Below are 16,818 nucleotides of genomic sequence, written 5' to 3' on the forward strand. Positions count from 1 at the left end.
GCGATCAGGCGGACAGTAGACCTATGACCACCTTCGTGAGTTACCTCGCCGTCCTCGCCATCGCCGCCCTCGTACTCGGGCCCGGCCTCTACGGGATCCTGCGCGACCGGCGGATCGACCAGCAGATCCGGGCCGTCGCGACCCGGCTGGTGTGGCTGCCCCGCCAGCGTGCGGGCGGCCTCCCGCCCACCCCGCGCCGGCGCACCTTCCGGCCCTCCGCCCGGCGGTACTGGGGCCCCATCGCCCACTGAGCACCCGGGAAACGCGAGAAGCCGGGACACGGAAACTCCGCATCCCGGCTCCCCGGTCAATTCGTACGGGTCGTACGAGGCCTCAGAAGTCCTCGTCCAGGTCGACCGTGCCCTCGACCGCGACCTGGTAGGCCGACGGACGGCGCTCGAAGAAGTTCGTCAGCTCCTGCACGCCCTGCAGCTCCATGAAGGAGAACGGGTTCTGCGAGCCGTACACCGGCGGGAAGCCCAGCCGGACCAGGCGCTGGTCCGCGACGCACTCCAGGTACTCGCGCATCGACTCGGTGTTCATGCCCGGCAGGCCGTCACCGCACAGGTCGCGGCCGAACTGCAGCTCCGCCTCCACGGCCTCCTTGAGCATGTCGGTGACCTGCTGCCGGAGGGCGTCGTCGAAGAGCTCCGGCTCCTCCTTGCGGACCGTGTCCACGACCTCGAAGGCGAAGTTCATGTGCATGGTCTCGTCGCGGAAGACCCAGTTGGTGCCGGTGGCCAGGCCGTGCAGCAGACCGCGCGAGCGGAACCAGTACACGTACGCGAAGGCGCCGTAGAAGAACAGGCCCTCGATGCACGCGGCGAAGCAGATCAGGTTCAGCAGGAAGCGGCGGCGGTCGGCGGCCGTCTCCAGGCGCTCGATCTTCTCGACCGAGTCCATCCACTTGAAGCAGAACTGCGCCTTCTCGCGGATGGAGGGGATCTCCTCGACCGCGTCGAAGGCGGCCGCGCGGTCGTCCGGGTCGGGCAGGTAGGTGTCGAGCAGCGTCAGATAGAACTGGACGTGCACGGCCTCCTCGAACAGCTGGCGCGACAGGTACAGGCGCGCCTCCGGGGAGTTGATGTGCTTGTAGAGCGTCAGCACCAGGTTGTTCGAGACGATCGAGTCGCCCGTCGCGAAGAACGCGACCAGCCGGCCGATCATGTGCTGCTCGGAAGGCGTCAGCTTCGCCAGGTCGGCGACGTCCGAGTGGAGGTCGACCTCCTCGACGGTCCAGGTGTTCTTGATCGCGTCCCGGTAGCGCTCGTAGAAGTCCGGGTAGCGCATCGGGCGGAGCGTGAGCTCGAAGCCCGGGTCCAGGAGGTTCTTCTGGTCGTTGGAGCTCATTACTGGCAGGCCTCGCAGGACTCGGGGTTCTCAAGGGAGCAGGCCAGCGCCTCGGCGTCGGCGACCGCCTGCGGCAGCTCGACGGGGGTGGCCGCCTGCGCGGCGCGGGCGATCTTCGTCGCCGGGCGCGAGCGCAGGTAGTAGGTGGTCTTCAGACCCTGCTTCCAGGCGTACGCGTACATCGAGCTGAGCTTGCCGATGGTGGGCGTCTCCAGGAACAGGTTCAGCGACTGCGACTGGTCCAGGAACGGCGTACGGGCCGCCGCCATGTCGATCAGACCGCGCTGCGGGATCTCCCACGCCGTGCGGTACAGCTCGCGGACCTCGGCCGGGATCCAGCCGAAGCCCTGGACCGAGCCGGAGGAGTCGCGCAGCGCCTCGCGGGTCTGGGCGTCCCACACGCCGAGCTGCTTCAGCTCCTCCACCAGGTAGCCGTTCACCTGGAGGAACTCACCGCTGAGCGTCTCGCGCTTGAAGAGGTTGGAGACCTGCGGCTCGATGCACTCGTACACGCCGGCGATCGAGGCGATCGTGGCCGTCGGGGCGATGGCGAGGAGCAGGGAGTTGCGCATGCCGGTCTCGGCGACGCGGGCGCGCAGCGCGGCCCAGCGCTCCGGCCAGTTCAGCTCGACGTCGTAGTGGTCCGGGTGCAGGACACCGCGGGCGGTACGGGTCTGCTCCCAGGCCGGCAGCGGGCCGCTGCGCTCGGCGAGGTCGCAGGAGGCCTCGTAGGCGGCCAGCATGATGCGCTCGGAGAGCTTGGTGGACAGAGCCTTCGCCTCGGGGGAGTCGAAGGGCAGCTTCAGCTTGAAGAAGACGTCCTGGAGGCCCATCGCACCCAGGCCCACCGGGCGCCAGCGGGCGTTGGAGCGGCCGGCCTGCTCGGTCGGGTAGAAGTTGATGTCCACCACGCGGTCGAGGAAGGTGACGGCGGTGCGGACGGTCTCGTCGATCCGCTCCCAGTCGATCTCGCGACCGTCCGCCGTGTCGATGACGAACGCGCCCAGGTTGACCGAGCCGAGGTTGCAGACGGCCGTCTCGCCGTCGTTGGTGACCTCGATGATCTCGGTGCACAGGTTCGAGGAGTGCACGACGGTGCCCGGCTCGGCGGTCTGGTTCGCCGTGCGGTTGGAGGCGTCCTTGAAGGTCATCCAGCCCTGGCCGGTCTGCGCGAGGGTGCGCATCATCCGGCCGTACAGGTCGCGGGCGGGCATGGTCTTGCGGGCCAGGCCGTCCGCCTCGGCCTTGCGGTAGGCGGCGTCGAACTCGTCGCCCCACAGGTCGACCAGCTCGGGCACGTCGGCCGGGGAGAACAGCGACCAGTCGGCGTCGGCGTTCACGCGGCGCATGAACTCGTCCGGCACCCAGTGGGCGAGGTTCAGGTTGTGCGTACGGCGCTGGTCCTCACCGGTGTTGTCGCGGAGCTCCAGGAACTCCTCGATGTCCGCGTGCCAGGTCTCCAGGTAGACGGCGGCGGCGCCCTTGCGGCGGCCACCCTGGTTCACGGCGGCGACGGAGGCGTCGAGGGTCTTCAGGAACGGCACGATGCCGTTGGAGTGGCCGTTGGTGCCGCGGATCAGCGAACCGCGGGCACGGATGCGGGAGTACGAGAGGCCGATGCCGCCGGCGTGCTTGGAGAGGCGGGCGACCTGGTGGTAGCGGTCGTAGATCGAGTCGAGCTCGTCCAGCGGGGAGTCCAGCAGGTAGCAGGAGGACATCTGCGGGTGCCGGGTGCCGGAGTTGAAGAGCGTGGGGGAGGACGGCAGGTAGTCCAGGCGGCTCATCAGCCGGTACAGCGAGGCCACTTCCTCCACGGCCTGCACGCTGTCGTCCGCGGCGAGGCCGCAGGCCACGCGCAGCATGAAGTACTGCGGGGTCTCGATGACCTGACGGGTGATCGGGTGGCGCAGCAGGTACCGGCTGTGCAGGGTGCGCAGGCCGAAGAAGCCGAAGCGGTCGTCGGCGCCCTCGGCGAGGGTCAGCTCGACGAGCGAGTCGAGCCGGCTCGCGTGGGTGCGGACGAACTCGGCGGTGCGGTCGGCGATGAGGCCCTCGCGGTGGCCGACCTCGACCGAGGCCGAGAAGGAGGTGGAGCCCTGGCTCGCGGCCTCGTCGCGCACGGCCAGCGTCAGCAGGCGGGCGGCGAGCCGGGAGTAGGCCGGGTCCTCGGAGATGAGGCCGGCGGCGGCCTCCGTGGCCAGCCCGCGCAGTTCGGCGTCGTCGGCGGCGGAGCTGCGGCCGCGCAGCGCGGAGGCCGCGACCCGGCCGGGGTCGGTGTCGGGGAGGTCCGCCGTAAGTTCGGTGAGGGTACGCAGCAGCGTGGCCCCCGGGCCCTCGGTGTTGTCGCCAGAAGTGGACTCGGCGCGCGGTGCGGAAGGCGCGATGGTCACGGCGGGAGCTCTCCCTCGCTCGGCCCGGTCATCGGCGGAGCGGGGCGCGAGCGGGCGCACGCGGGCGCGACGAGAACGCGTACCCCGCATGGCGTCCACCGGCCCAACCGCGAGGCCCGGACGAATCGGCACCCGGTTCGGTCGATCCGGGCGCGCTGTCGGCAGGTCATCGGACTTGGCATCCGGTAGCCGGACACTTCATACCGTTGCGGGACAGTTCCGGATTCGCACCGGATTCCCCTGCGGCGACAGCAGGCATGAGCATACATGTGGGGGCGGCCCTGTGCGGTAACCCCCACATGTAGTGTCGGCACGGCTACAGCTTGAGCCGGTAAGTGAGGAGTGTCAGGCCCTCGATCGGCGCCCAGTCCCGCTCCGGAGTGCGTACGAAGCCCAGGCGCGCGTAGATCCGATGGGCTCCGGCCATGCTGCGCTGGGTGGAGAGAACCAGGCCGGTCACGCCCTCCAGGGCCCGCGCCCGCTCGACGCAGGCCCGCACCAGAGCCTCGCCGGCGCCCTGGCCGCGCGCCTCGTGGGCCACGGCGAGCATCCGGAACTCCGCCTCGTCGGGGGCGGCGATGTCGGCGAGCGGACTGCCCGGAGCGGCGAAGGTCACACCGCCGAGCAACCGCCCGTCCCGCTCGGCGACGAGCACCTCGGCCCGGGCGGCCCGGCCGGCCACGTCGCGCAGCACGTTCAGGTACGCGTCGTCCTCGTTGAAGTCCAGATGCCCGTCGGCGAGGTAGGCCTGCGCCGTGATCTCACCCAGCTCCGCGTAGTCGTCGGGCAGCGCCGTTCTGATCACCATGTCCATGCGGTCGAGTGTGCAGGACGGCGGTCGGCGCCGTCGTCGCCGTAGCCGCAGGCAGGAGAAGCCCCGGGTGTACAGGAGACCGAACAGCCCGAAGGCCCCGCCGGAAGCATCCGGCGGGGCCTTCGCGTGCGGGGTGGCTCAGCAGCAGCGGAAGCCCTCGCGGGGGTCCGCCTCGCGGGCGTCCGTACGGGCGCGTTCGAAGGCGCGGCGGGTGAGGACCTCCGCGTCCGGGTCGTGGGAGCGGGCGTGGGCCACGTAGCGGTCGTACGCGGCCTCCCCCGAGAACTCCCGTACGTAGAACCGGGCCCTGGCCAGCACGTTCCGTACGGTGCTCACGCCACCGGCTCCCTGACGGGTCCGCCGCCCGCCTCCGGGCCCGCCGCGGCGAGCTCCGCCCGCTCCTCGGCGGTCGCGATCAGCCCGGCCGGGGCGACGATCTTCGACTCGGTCCACGGGGTCTCGGAGAGGGTCGCCGACCCCGGGTCGCGGACGGCCTTGAGGCAGGTCCGGGCCGCGTCCGCGAGGACCACGATGATCAGGAGGGCGAAGAGGGCGCACAGCACGCCGTCGACCGTGGCGTTGGTGACCACGGTGTGCATGTCGTCCATGTTCTTGGCGGGCGCCAGCACCTTGTCGGCGTCGATGCCGGCCTGGTACTTGTCGCGCTGGGCGAAGAAGCCGACCTTCACGTCCTCGGAGAAGATCTTCTGGTAGCTCGCGGTGAGGGTCACCGTGGCGTCCCAGACCAGCGGAACGCCCGTCACCCAGGCCCACTTGAGCCGGCCGGACTTGACCAGCAGCGTGGTGCAGACGGCCAGTGCGACCGCGGCGAGCAGCTGGTTGGCGATGCCGAAGAGCGGGAAGAGCTGGTTGATGCCGCCCAGCGGGTCCTTGATGCCGACCCACAGGAAGTAGCCCCAGCCGCCGACGACGATCGCGCTCGCGAACCACACGCCGGGCTTCCAGCTGACGTCCTTGAAGGACTTGTGCACGTTGCCGAGGGTGTCCTGGAGCATGAACCGGCCCACGCGGGTGCCCGCGTCGAGCGTCGTCAGGATGAAGAGCGCCTCGAACATGATCGCGAAGTGATACCAGAAGGCCTTCATGCCGGCGCCGCCGACGACGGCGGAGAAGATCTCCGACATTCCGAGTGCGAAGGTCGGCGCGCCACCCGTGCGCGAGAGCAGACTGGCTTCCTCGACGTCCTTCGCGGCCTGGGCGAGCGCCTCGGGGGAGATGGCGAAGCCGAAGTTGGTCACCGCCTGGGAGGCGGACTCGACCGTGGTGCCGATGACGCCGCCGGGGGAGTTGACCGCGAAGAAGAGGCCGGGCTCGATGATGCAGGCCGCGATGATCGCCATGACGGCGACGAAGGACTCGGTCAGCATGGCGCCGTAGCCGATCATGCGGACCTGGGTCTCCTTCTGGATCATCTTCGGGGTGGTTCCCGAGGAGACCAGCGCGTGGAAGCCGGAGAGCGCGCCACAGGCGATGGTGATGAAGACGAAGGGGAACATCGACCCGGCGAAGACCGGTCCGTCGCCGCTCGCCGCGAAGTCGGTGACCGAGGGCATCTTCAGGGTGGGCATCGCGATGACCACGCCGAGCGCGAGGAGCGCGATCGTGCCGACCTTCATGAAGGTGGAGAGGTAGTCGCGGGGCGCGAGCAGCATCCACACCGGCAGCACCGATGCCAGGAAGCCGTACACCACCATCCAGATGACCAGCGTCTCCTTCTCCAGGGTGAAGGTCCCGGCGAAGGAGGACTCGGCGACCCAGCCACCCGCGACGATGGCGAGCAGCAGCAGCGCGACACCGATGACGGAGACCTCGGTGACCCGGCCCGGCCGCAGCACGCGCAGGTAGAAGCCCATGAAGACGGCGATCGGGATGGTCATGCCGATGGAGAAGACGCCCCAGGGCGAGTGTGCCAGTGCGTTGACGATGACCAGGGCCAGTACCGCCAACAGGATGATCATGATGGCGAACACGGCGACCAGGGCGGCGGCCCCGCCGACGGGGCCGATCTCGTCCCGGGCCATCTGGCCGAGCGAACGCCCGTCGCGGCGGGTGGAGAAGAACAGCGTGACCATGTCCTGGACGGCCCCGGCGAAGATGACGCCGGCGACGATCCAGATGGTGCCCGGCAGATAGCCCATCTGCGCGGCGAGTACGGGTCCGACGAGCGGGCCGGCGCCGGCCACGGCCGCGAAGTGGTGGCCGAAGAGCACCCGGCGGTCGGTGGGGTGGAAGTCGACACCGTTGTCGAGGCGTTCGGCGGGGGTGGCCCGGGTGGCGTCCACCTTCAGTACGCGGTCCGCGATGAAGCGTGCGTAGAAGCGGTAGGCGATCGCGTACGAGCCCAGTGCCGCGGCGAGCAGCCAGGCGGCGGAGATCTCCTCGCCGCGCGAGAGCGCCAGCACGCCCCAGCCGATGGCGCCGACGAGACCGACGAGCACCCATGCGGCGATGGATCTGGGAGAAGGCGAGCCCGCCGTGCCGCCCGGACTCGCCGCGTCCCGTTCTGTCCCTGTTGCTTCCGGTTCAGGCATGACCTCGTCCCCTCGTCGATCATCTGCGTAAGCAGGCGGAATCTACGGGGGATTGCCTGGTGAACGTAAGACCCCGTCCGCATTCCGGTCGTGGGATTCCGGTACGCGGAGCGGGGTGACAGGGGTCAGACGGCGGGGCGCTTGAGCCGGGCGACGAACTTGTACCGGTCGCCGCGGTACACCGAGCGCACCCACTCCACCGGTTCGCCGTCGGCGTCCAGGGAGTGCCGGGAGAGCATCAGCATCGGCAGCCCGACGTCGGTGCCGAGCAGCCCGGCCTCGCGCGGGGTGGCCAGTGAGGTCTCGATGGTCTCCTCGGCCTCGGCCAGGTGCACGTCGTAGACCTCGGCGAGCGCGGTGTAGAGGGACGTGTACTTGGCCAGCGACCGGCGCAGCGCGGGGAAGCGCTTGGCCGAGAGGTGGGTGGTCTCGATGGCCATCGGCTCACCGCTGGCCAGGCGCAGCCGCTCGATGCGCAGCACCCGTCCGCCGGTGGTGATCTTGAGCAGTCCGGCGAGGGTGTCGTCGGCCGTCACGTATCCGATGTCGAGGAGCTGGGACGTCGGTTCCAGGCCCTGGGCCCGCATGTCCTCCGTGTACGAGGTCAGTTGCAGGGCCTGGGAGACCTTGGGCTTGGCGACGAAGGTGCCTTTGCCCTGGATCCGTTCCAGTCGCCCCTCTACGACCAGTTCCTGGAGGGCCTGCCGGACGGTGGTCCGCGAGGTGTCGAACTCGGCCGCGAGCGTGCGCTCGGGCGGTACCGGCGTGCCGGGCGGCAGTGTTTCGGTCATGTCGAGCAAGTGCCGCTTGAGTCGGTAGTACTTGGGCACACGCGCCGTGCGAGTGGCTGCCCCGCCTTCCGGCTCCGTGGTCGCCCCTTCGGTGGCCATCGCCGCCCGCCTTCCCGACTCCAGTTTCGCTGCCGTCACCGGCTCCTCCGATATGTGCGGTCACATCGTGACACGTAAGGGGGGACAGGCCTTCTCTCTCCCCAGGTGTCGGTCCGATAACGGACCGGGCACCCGCTCATTAGACCCTTGACACCCCTAAAGGTCTAGGCCAAGCTCCAGCTACTGGTCTAAACCAATATGGATCAGATCCCGGCCCCACGGCAGTACTTCGCGTATGTCACCGCGGCGGGCAAGGGAAGTGCAGGCAGGCATCCCTGAGGAGGGTGGCGTGAAGCGCAAGCTCATCGCGGCGGTTGGAGTCGCGGGCATGGTTATCGGCCTCGCGGCTTGTGGCAACGGGGACGACGACAAGGCCAAGGCCGACGCGGGCCCCAAGGAGATCACCGTCTGGGTCATGGACGGCTCCGCGCCGAAGGCCTGGATCGACGAGGTCAACAAGGAGTTCTCGGCCAAGCACCCCGGTGTGACGGTCAAGGTCGAGGAGCAGAAGTGGACCGGCATCCAGGAGAAGGTCACCACGGCCCTCTCCGAGAACACGCCTCCGGACGTTCTTGAGCTCGGCAACACCCAGACCGCGGGCTACGCGGTCACCGGCGGTCTCGCCGACCTGACGAAGGACAAGGCCCAGCTCGGCGCCGACGCCTGGCAGAAGAGCATGCTCGCCTCGGCCGAGGTCGAGGGCAAGCTCTACTCCGCCCCGTGGTACGCCGCCAACCGCGTCGTCATCTACGACAAGAAGGCCTTCGCGAAGGCCGGCGTCACCCCGCCCACCACCCGCGACGAGTGGGTCGCCGGCCTGGAGAAGCTGAAGGCGGCCGACCCGGCCTCGCAGCCGATCTACCTGCCCGGCCAGAGCTGGTACGTCCTCGCGGGCCTGATCTGGGACGAGGGCGGCGACCTCGCCGTCAAGGACGGCAGCAAGTGGAAGGGCGGACTGGGCACCCCGCAGGCCGCCTCCGCCATGGACTTCTACAAGAAGCTCCAGTCCTTCTCCACCGCCCCCAAGGACAAGGACGAGGCCACCCCGCAGCAGTCCACCGACATCGTTCCCAAGGGCGGCGTCGCCTCCTGGATCGGTCTCGGCTGGGAGGCCGGCGGTGCCGAGAAGGCCCTGAAGGACGCGGGCAAGGAAGCCGACTTCGGCTACTTCCCGATCCCCGGCAAGACCGCCGACAAGTCCGGCACCGTCTTCCTCGGCGGCTCGAACCTCGCCATCGCCGAGCGCTCCAAGAACAAGGAGCTCGCCAAGGAGTGGCTGGCCCTCGCCGCCGGCAAGGACCAGATGACCAAGTACGCCGCCGAGACCAAGGGCGCGCTGCTCCCGAACCAGGCCGGCGCCAACTTCACCCCGGCCGCGGGCTCCTTCGCCGAGGCCATGGGCAAGGCCGGCGCCAACGGCAAGATCACCCCGGTCACCGCGGGCTGGGCGAACGTCGAGACCGAGCCGAACCCCATCAAGGAGTTCATGACCAAGGTCCTGAAGGGCGAGGACGCAGCCAAGGCGGGCGCGGACGCGGACGCGGAGATCGCGAAGCGCATCAACAAGTAGTCCCGCCCCGCAGTACCGCACGACCCAGCAGTGTGAACGCACCGGGGAGTGCGGCAGGTGCCCGGACACCCGCCGCGCCCCCGGTCGCGCATTTGACTCCACAGTCAACCGCGAGGAAGCCAAGCCATGACCGTGCACTCCCAGGGAGCGGTGACCAGCGCTCCACAGGACGCACCACCGAAGTCCGCCGGACTGCCCGAGACGCCGGCCCCAGCGACCGGCCCCGGCCCCACGCCGCCTCGCGGGGGCGGGAAGTCGCTCCCCACGGGGTGGCTGCCCTATCTGTTGGTCGCGCCCGCGGTGCTCGCCCTCGCGACGCTCCTGCTGTACCCGCTGATCAAGAACGTGATCCTGTCCCTCCAGGACATCAACAAGATCGAGTTCATCCAGCGGAAGTACCCCTTCGCGGGACTCGACAACTACACCGAGCTGCTCGGTGACACGAAGTTCTGGACCGTGGTCGTCCGCAGCTTCGGCTTCACCCTGGCCAACGTCGCGCTGATCATGGTGCTGGGAAGCCTCATCGGCATCCTGCTGAACAAGCTCGGCAAGAAGATGCGACTGGTCCTCTCGATGGCCCTGGTGATGGCCTGGGCCATGCCCATCGTCGCCTCGGTACAGGTCTTCCGCTGGCTGTTCGACGAGCAGTTCGGCGTCATGAACTGGGTCATGCGCACCGCCGGCTTCTCCGGCTACGAGCAGCACAACTGGATGGAGACCGGCCTCTCCACCATGGTGATCGTCACGATCCTGGTGGTCTGGGGCTCCATCCCGTTCGTCGCCCTCAACATGTACGCCGGCCTCACCACGGTCGGCGCCGAGCTGTACGAGGCCGCCCGGATGGACGGGGCCAACGGCTGGCAGACCTTCTGGAAGATCGTCTTCCCGAACCTGAAGCCCTTCTTCCTCATCACCACCTTCCTCGAGGTGATCTGGGTGTTCAAGGCCTTCACCCAGGTCTACGCGATGAACAAGGGCGGCCCGGACCGCGCCTCCGAGATCCTGCCGGTCTTCGCCTACGTCGAGGGCCAGAGCCAGGCCCACTACGGCCTCGCCGCCGCGATCTCCGTCCTGACGATCGTGATCCTCGTGATCGTCATGTCCTTCTACTTCCGCCTGATCCTGAAGCAGGAGGAGGAGCAGTGAGCACCACCACCGCCCCGAAGCCCGCGGCTCCCGAGAGGCCCGCACAGCAGCTGCGCACCCGCCGCCCGGTACGCCCCGCGGCCGTGGCCAAGAACCTCGGCGCGCTCCTGCTGGCCCTGGTCTTCGTCTTCCCCGTGTACTGGATGTTCTCCTCGGCCCTCAAGCCGGCCGACCAGATGCTCACGAAGGACCCCGTCTTCGTCTTCACGCCGACGACGGCCAACTTCGCCAAGGCCACCGGGGTCGAGAACTTCTGGACGTACGTCACCAACAGCGTCCTGGTCACCGTCGGCGCCGTCCTGCTGGCCCTGCTCGTCGCCCTCGCCGCGAGCTTCGCGATCGCCCGCATGAGGTTCAAGGGCCGCAAGGGCCTGGTCCTCACCGTGATGATGGCCCAGATGGCCCCCTGGGAGGTCATGGTCATCGCGATGTACATGATCGCCCGCGACGGCGAGATGCTGAACAGCCTCCCGCTGCTCACCGCGATCTACTTCGTGATGATCCTCCCCTTCACCATCTGGACCCTGCGCGGCTTCATCGCCGCCGTCCCGGTGACCCTGGAGGAGGCGGCGCAGATCGACGGCTGCACCCGCGGCCAGGCCTTCCGCAAGGTGATCTTCCCGCTGCTGGCCCCCGGCCTGATGTCCACCTCGCTCTTCGGCTTCATCACGGCCTGGAACGAGTTCGCCATGGTCCTGATCCTGAACAAGGACAAGAGCGCGCAGACCCTGCCGCTGTGGCTGACCGAGTTCATGTCCGCCTTCGGCAACGACTGGGGCGCCACCATGGCCGCTTCCTCGCTCTTCGCGGTCCCGGTCCTGCTGATCTTCATCTTCCTCCAGCGCAAGGCCGTCGGCGGCATGACCGCCGGCGCCGTGAAGGGATGACGCCGTCATGACTGTCCTTGCGCACCGCACCGATACGCTCACCCGCGACGCCCTCGCCGTCCTCCAGCCCGGTTTCGAGGGCACCACCGCCCCCGCCTGGCTGCTCCGCCGGGTCGGCGAAGGCCTCACCGCCGTCGGCCTGTTCGGCCGCAACATCGCCTCGCCCGAGCAGCTCGCCGCGCTGACCGCGCAGCTGCGTACCGAGCGCGACGACGTCCTGGTCGCCATCGACGAGGAGGGCGGCGACGTCACCCGCCTGGAGGTCCGCGGCGGCTCGTCCTTCCCCGGCAACCTGGCCCTCGGCGCCGTCGACGACACCGGCCTCACCCGGGACGTCGCCCGTGAGCTGGGCCGCCGCCTCGCCGAGTGCGGGGTCAACCTCAACTGGGCCCCCTCCGCCGACGTCAACTCCAACCCGGACAACCCGGTGATCGGCGTACGGTCCTTCGGCGCCGACACCCGCCTCGCCGCCCGGCACACCGCCGCCTACGTCCAGGGCCTCCAGGCCGCCGGCGTGGCCGCGTGCACCAAGCACTTCCCGGGCCACGGCGACACCAGCGTCGACTCGCACCACGCCCTGCCGCGCATCGACGTGGACCTGGACACCCTCCAGGCCCGCGAACTCGTCCCCTTCAAGGCGGCGATCGAGGCCGGCACCAAGGCCGTGATGAGCGCGCACATCCTGGTGCCCGCCCTCGACCCGACCCGCCCGGCCACGCTCAGCCCGCAGATCCTGACCGGTCTGCTGCGGGGGGAACTCGGCTACGAGGGCCTCATCGTCACCGACGGCATGGAGATGAACGCCATCGCCGGGACGTACGGGATCGAGCGCGGCTCGGTCCTGGCCATCGCGGCCGGCGCCGACGCCATCTGCGTCGGCGGCGGACTCGCCGACGAAGCCACCGTCCTGCGGCTGCGCGACGCGCTGGTCGCGGCCGTCCGCGGGGGGGCACTGCCCGAGGAGCGCCTCGCCGACGCCGCCGCCCGCGTCCGCGCGCTCGCCGCATGGACCCGCGGAGCCCGGCCGGACGCGCAGCCGGAGGGGAGCCGCGCGTCCGGCATCGGGCTGACGGCCGCCCGCCGCGCCGTGGCCGTCACCGGCTGGGCGAAGCCGCTCACGGCGCCCTACGTCGCCACGCTCGCGCCCGTCGCGAACATCGCGGTCGGGGACGAGACCCCGTGGGGCCTGGCGGCGGAACTCGCCGGGCTGCTCCCGGGCACCGCGGCGGGCGTCTATCCCGAAGGCTCCTCCGCCGGGGACGTCCTGGCGGCGGCGGGGGACCGTACCGTCGTCGCGGTGGTCCGCGACGCGCACCGGCACCCCTGGATGACCGAGGCCCTCGACGCGCTGGTCGCGGCCCGGCCGGACACGGTCGTCGTCGAGATGGGCCTCCCCCGGACGGAGCCTCGCGGAGCGCTCTACATCGCGACGCACGGCGCCTCCCGCGTCTGCGGCCGAGCCGCGGCCGAGGTCATCGCAGGGGCGTAGCGCCCGCGCAGCGGCTGCCCACACACGACAGAAGGGCCGGACTCCCGCCGATGGAGTCCGGCCCTTCTGTCGTGCCGTGCGGCTAAAGGCCCTGCCAGGCGGGCTTGTTGGCGTAGGTGTGGCGGAAGTAGTCGGCCAGCTTCAGCTTCGAGGCGGCGGCCTCGTCCACGATCACGGTGGCGTGCTGGTGCAGCTGCAGCGCGGAGGCCGGGACCAGCGCGGACAGCGGGCCCTCGACGGTCTGCGCGACGGCCTCGGCCTTGCCCTCGCCGGTGGCCAGGAGGACCAGGTGGCGGGCGTCGAGGATGGTGCCGATGCCCTGGGTGATGACGTGGTGCGGCACCTGCTCCAGGTCGTCGTCGAAGAAGCGCGCGTTGTCCACGCGGGTCTGCTCCGTCAGCGTCTTGATCCGGGTGCGGGAAGCGAGCGAGGAGCAGGGCTCGTTGAAGCCGATGTGGCCGTCCGTGCCGATGCCCAGCAGCTGGAGGTCGACGCCGCCGGCCTCCGCCAGGGCGCGGTCGTAGGCCTCGCACGCGCCGACGATGTCCTCGGCCGAACCGTCGGGGCCCATGAAGGAGGCCTCGGACAGACCCAGGGGCTCGACGACCTCGCGGAGCACGACGGCACGGTAGGACTCGGGGTGCCCGGCCGGCAGGCCGACGTACTCGTCGAGCTGGCAGATCCGGGCCTTGGAGGCGTCGACCTGGCCGGCCTTGACCTTGGCGGCGAGGGCCTCGTAGACGGGCAGCGGGGTAGAGCCGGTCGCCACGCCGAGCAGGGCGTCGGGCTTGCGCCGCACCAGGGCGGCCATGGCCTCCGCGATGAGCTCGCCGCCTGCCTTGGCGTCCGGGACGATGACAACTTCCACGCGGGGCCTGCCGATCTGGAGTGGGTAAGGTGGTATAGACCAATCTAGCAGAGGCTGCCGTCCATGACAGGGTCTCGTCGCCATCCATGGCGGTCCGGTTCCGGAGGTCCGGCCTCCCGTGAGGCCGGGAGAACCTTCAACCTTTTGGTTGTCCTGTCTACAACTCCATTCTCCCCTACGGTGGTTTATGTAGGTAAATCATGGTATATGCGATTGGAGTGGTCGCCATGGGCAGGCACACCACGTACGCCTTCGAGACCTACAGAGCCGTCGCGGATGCCGGGCGCGCCGAGCTGCTCGCCGCGACCACCTCCCCGTTCCAGATCGAGGTGCGGTTCATCGGTGGACTGACGAGTGGCCAGCGGGACGTCTTCGCCGAGGCCGCCGAACGCTGGGCCAAGGTCATCGTCGGTGACCTGGAGACCGCGATCGTGCGCGACTTCACCGGCGAGGTCGTCATCGACGACCTCTTGATCGACGCCGAAGGCGTGGTGATCGACGGGGTCTTCGGCACGCTCGGGGAGGCGGGGCCGACCCGCTTCCGGCGCGATACCGCGGTCACCGGAGCGCGCCTCCCCGCCACGGGCATGATGCGGTTCGACAAGGCGGACCTGGGGCAGATGGAGGACGACGGCTCGCTGCTCGACGTCATCACGCACGAGATGGGCCACGTGCTGGGGATCGGGACGATCTGGGACACCTTCGGTCTGCTGAAGGACTTCCCCGGCCCCAACCCCACCTTCGTCGGTCCCGGCGCCATGAAGGAGTTCGGCGCGCTCATCGGGTCCGGGCAGCCCACTCCCGTGCCGGTCGCGAATGTCGGCGGCGCGGGAAGCGCGGGCGGCCACTGGCGGGAGCGGGTCTTCGGCAACGAGTTGATGTCGCCGACCATCGGGGGCCCCGGCAACCCCCTGAGCCGGCTGACCGCGGCGAGCCTCGGGGACCTCGGCTACCAGGTCGACCTCGATGCCGCGGAGCCCTACGAACTCCCCGACGCCTTCGGCATCGCGATGGCCGGCGGCGCGGAGTCCGCGGCTCCCAGGGGCGTCATGCTCCCGACCGTCCCCAGCAGCATCCCCGCCGACCGACCCTAGGCCGGGTCTTGCCGATCAGCCCGGCGTGATCGGCAGGACGCCCCTAGGTCGTCTCTTCCGGATCTTGCCGGGCCCGCGACGCCCGGCACCGCACCTGGCCGCGTTGTCGGGGCGCCCGAGTACGTCCAGTACACGGTGCGCCCCTCCGCCTTGCCATCTACGGCACCGGACGCCGCGGGCTCGGCCGACAAGATCCGAAAGAGACGGCCTAGATCAGCGCGAGCTGCAGGCCGCCCGTCGCGTCCAGGTGCTGGCCCGTCACCCAGCGGGAGTCCGGCGAGGCCAGGAAGGCCACCACGTCGGCGACCTCCCGGGCCGTGCCCACCCGGTGGAAGACGGAGCGGGCGGCCAGGTGGGCCCGGGTCGCCGCGTCGGCGAGGAGGTCCGCATTGAGGTCGGTCTCGGTGATGCCGGGGCCGACCGAGTTCACGGTGATCCCGCGCGGAGCCAGTTCGGCGGCGAGCGACCGGGTCAGCGCGTTCGTGGCGCCCTTGGCCGTGACCGTGGCCAGGATGGCCGGCAGGGCGATGTCCGGGGTGCCGGTCACGTTCACGATCCGGCCCCCGTCGCGCAGCCGCTCCAGCCCGTACTTGATCACGAAGAACGGCGCCTTGGCGTTGAGCGCGTGCGCCCGGTCGTACAGCTCCTCGTCGGTGTCCGTGATCCCCGCGTAGGCCGCCGCCCCGGCGTTGTTGACCAGGATGTCCACGCCCTCGGTGTGGTCGGGATGGGCCTCGTACGCGGCCCAGAGGGCCTGCGCGTCGCCGGGGACGCCGAGCTCGGCCCCGATGGCGAACGCCCGTCCGCCGGCCGCGCCGATCGCCGCGACCGTCTCCTTCGCCGCCGCCTCGTCGCGTCCGTAGTGCACCGCGACGAGTGCCCCGTCCCGCGCCAGCCGCTCGGCCACGGCCCGTCCGATGCCCCGGCTGCCGCCGGTGACCAGTGCCGTCTTCCCCTTGAGCACGCCCATGACGCGCCCCCCCTCCAGTAATCGCTAGTGGTCGCTACAGAAATGAACGTACCAGATTTCCTAGCGCCCGCTATAGAATGCGGGCATGGTGACCGGACAGCGCGGCAGGCCCCGTTCCTTCGACCGCGACTCCGCCCTCGACAAGGCGATGCTCGCCTTCTGGGAGCGCGGCTACGAGGCGACCTCCATCTCCGACCTGACCGCCTCGCTCGGCATCAGCGCGCCCAGCCTCTACGCGGCCTTCGGCGACAAGCGCAAGCTCTTCGACGAGGTCGTCGTGGTGTACGGCGGCCGGTACGGGGACTTCGCGAGCGTGGCGCTCGCCGAGGAGCCCACCGCTCGGGCGGCCGTCGCCCGCATCCTGCGCGAGGCCGCCGAGGTCTACACCGACCCGGCCCACCCGCCGGGCTGCATGGTGATCAGCGCCGCGATCAACACCACCTCGGACGAGGTGGCGCAGGCGCTGCGCGAGCGCCGCAACGCCAACCTGGTGATGTTCGAGAGCCGGATCCGGGCCGACGTGGCCACCGGCGCGCTGCCCGCGGACACGGACGCGCGGGCGCTGGCCCGGTACGCCGGAGCGGTGCTTCAGGGGATGTCCCAGCAGTCGCGCGACGGGGCGAGCCGGGAGGAGCTTGAGGCGGTGGCGGAGCGGGCCCTGCTGGCCTGGCCCGCGGCCTGACCGGCTCGGGGCGTTCCGCGGAGGGGTTCCTCTGGGCCACGGTGCAGGACGGGACCCTCGACCCGCCCGGCACCGTAGCCCGGAGTACTTACGGCCGACAGGTGTGCGGTTCCCGA

Annotated in this window: 15 protein-coding genes and 1 riboswitch; of the genes, 7 read left to right on the forward strand and 8 right to left on the reverse strand. The window is 70.2% G+C overall.

All coding sequences use genetic code 11. The features are described 5' to 3' along the window. Positions 1-23 precede the first annotated feature (23 nt). Positions 24-251, forward strand: a complete 228-nt coding sequence (locus JYK04_RS27795) for a hypothetical protein (protein ID WP_189732622.1) — start codon at positions 24-26, stop codon at positions 249-251. 82 nt (positions 252-333) lie between these two features. Here the strand turns inward: JYK04_RS27795 and JYK04_RS27800 are convergent, their stop codons facing one another. The 6 genes from JYK04_RS27800 to JYK04_RS27825 all read right to left on the reverse strand — a co-directional run bounded on the left by JYK04_RS27800 (position 334) and on the right by JYK04_RS27825 (position 7,996). Continuing rightward, positions 334-1,350 carry a ribonucleotide-diphosphate reductase subunit beta gene (locus JYK04_RS27800; protein ID WP_189732620.1) on the reverse strand — a complete coding sequence of 339 codons (1,017 nt, stop codon included), beginning with the start codon at positions 1,348-1,350 and terminating at the stop codon, positions 334-336. Further along, complete coding sequence (locus tag JYK04_RS27805; protein ID WP_189732618.1) at positions 1,350-3,740, reverse strand: ribonucleoside-diphosphate reductase subunit alpha; 2,391 nt, start codon at positions 3,738-3,740, stop codon at positions 1,350-1,352. The genes JYK04_RS27800 and JYK04_RS27805 overlap by 1 nt, the downstream gene beginning before the upstream one ends. A 143-nt stretch (positions 3,741-3,883) precedes the next feature. Then, a riboswitch (cobalamin riboswitch) is annotated at positions 3,884-4,005 on the reverse strand. A 51-nt stretch (positions 4,006-4,056) separates the two neighbouring features. Further along, entirely contained in the window at positions 4,057-4,554 is a 498-nt protein-coding gene (locus JYK04_RS27810) for a GNAT family N-acetyltransferase (RefSeq protein ID WP_189732616.1), read from the reverse strand. Positions 4,555-4,692: 138 nt separating this feature from the next. Further along, complete coding sequence (locus JYK04_RS27815) at positions 4,693-4,890, reverse strand: CstA-like transporter-associated (seleno)protein (protein ID WP_189732614.1); 198 nt, start codon at positions 4,888-4,890, stop codon at positions 4,693-4,695. After that, positions 4,887-7,106, reverse strand: a complete 2,220-nt coding sequence (locus JYK04_RS27820; protein ID WP_229874949.1) for a carbon starvation CstA family protein — start codon at positions 7,104-7,106, stop codon at positions 4,887-4,889. The genes JYK04_RS27815 and JYK04_RS27820 overlap by 4 nt, the downstream gene beginning before the upstream one ends. 125 nt (positions 7,107-7,231) lie before the next feature. Continuing rightward, on the reverse strand, positions 7,232-7,996 hold the full coding sequence (locus JYK04_RS27825; protein WP_030016685.1) for a GntR family transcriptional regulator: 765 nt from the start codon (positions 7,994-7,996) through the stop codon (positions 7,232-7,234). Between the two features lie 289 nt (positions 7,997-8,285). On the opposite strand from JYK04_RS27825, the gene JYK04_RS27830 reads away from it, so the two are divergent. From JYK04_RS27830 to JYK04_RS27845, 4 genes are all read left to right on the forward strand, one after another. Further along, entirely contained in the window at positions 8,286-9,566 is a 1,281-nt protein-coding gene (locus JYK04_RS27830; RefSeq protein ID WP_189732612.1) for an extracellular solute-binding protein, read from the forward strand. A gap of 126 nt (positions 9,567-9,692) precedes the next feature. Next, positions 9,693-10,712 (forward strand): carbohydrate ABC transporter permease, encoded by a 1,020-nt coding sequence (locus JYK04_RS27835; protein ID WP_189732610.1) that lies wholly within the window; start codon positions 9,693-9,695, stop codon positions 10,710-10,712. 50 nt (positions 10,713-10,762) lie between these two features. Beyond that, positions 10,763-11,599 carry a carbohydrate ABC transporter permease gene (locus JYK04_RS27840; protein ID WP_189733673.1) on the forward strand — a complete coding sequence of 279 codons (837 nt, stop codon included), beginning with the start codon at positions 10,763-10,765 and terminating at the stop codon, positions 11,597-11,599. A gap of 7 nt (positions 11,600-11,606) precedes the next feature. Continuing rightward, entirely contained in the window at positions 11,607-13,088 is a 1,482-nt protein-coding gene (locus JYK04_RS27845) for a glycoside hydrolase family 3 protein (RefSeq protein ID WP_189732608.1), read from the forward strand. An 82-nt stretch (positions 13,089-13,170) separates the two neighbouring features. Here the strand turns inward: JYK04_RS27845 and nagB are convergent, their stop codons facing one another. Continuing rightward, positions 13,171-13,956: a glucosamine-6-phosphate deaminase gene (gene nagB, locus JYK04_RS27850; RefSeq protein ID WP_189732607.1), complete on the reverse strand. Its 786-nt coding sequence runs from the start codon at positions 13,954-13,956 to the stop codon at positions 13,171-13,173. 227 nt (positions 13,957-14,183) lie between these two features. On the opposite strand from nagB, the gene JYK04_RS27855 reads away from it, so the two are divergent. After that, positions 14,184-15,050: a leishmanolysin-related zinc metalloendopeptidase gene (locus JYK04_RS27855; RefSeq protein WP_189732605.1), complete on the forward strand. Its 867-nt coding sequence runs from the start codon at positions 14,184-14,186 to the stop codon at positions 15,048-15,050. A 208-nt stretch (positions 15,051-15,258) separates the two neighbouring features. Here JYK04_RS27855 and JYK04_RS27860 read toward each other — a convergent pair whose 3' ends face one another. Continuing rightward, positions 15,259-16,020 carry an SDR family oxidoreductase gene (locus JYK04_RS27860; protein WP_189732603.1) on the reverse strand — a complete coding sequence of 254 codons (762 nt, stop codon included), beginning with the start codon at positions 16,018-16,020 and terminating at the stop codon, positions 15,259-15,261. A gap of 85 nt (positions 16,021-16,105) precedes the next feature. On the opposite strand from JYK04_RS27860, the gene JYK04_RS27865 reads away from it, so the two are divergent. Then, entirely contained in the window at positions 16,106-16,702 is a 597-nt protein-coding gene (locus JYK04_RS27865; RefSeq protein WP_189732601.1) for a TetR/AcrR family transcriptional regulator, read from the forward strand. Positions 16,703-16,818: the final 116 nt, after the last annotated feature.

Source organism: Streptomyces nojiriensis (genome assembly GCF_017639205.1).
Classification (GTDB): domain Bacteria; phylum Actinomycetota; class Actinomycetes; order Streptomycetales; family Streptomycetaceae; genus Streptomyces; species Streptomyces nojiriensis.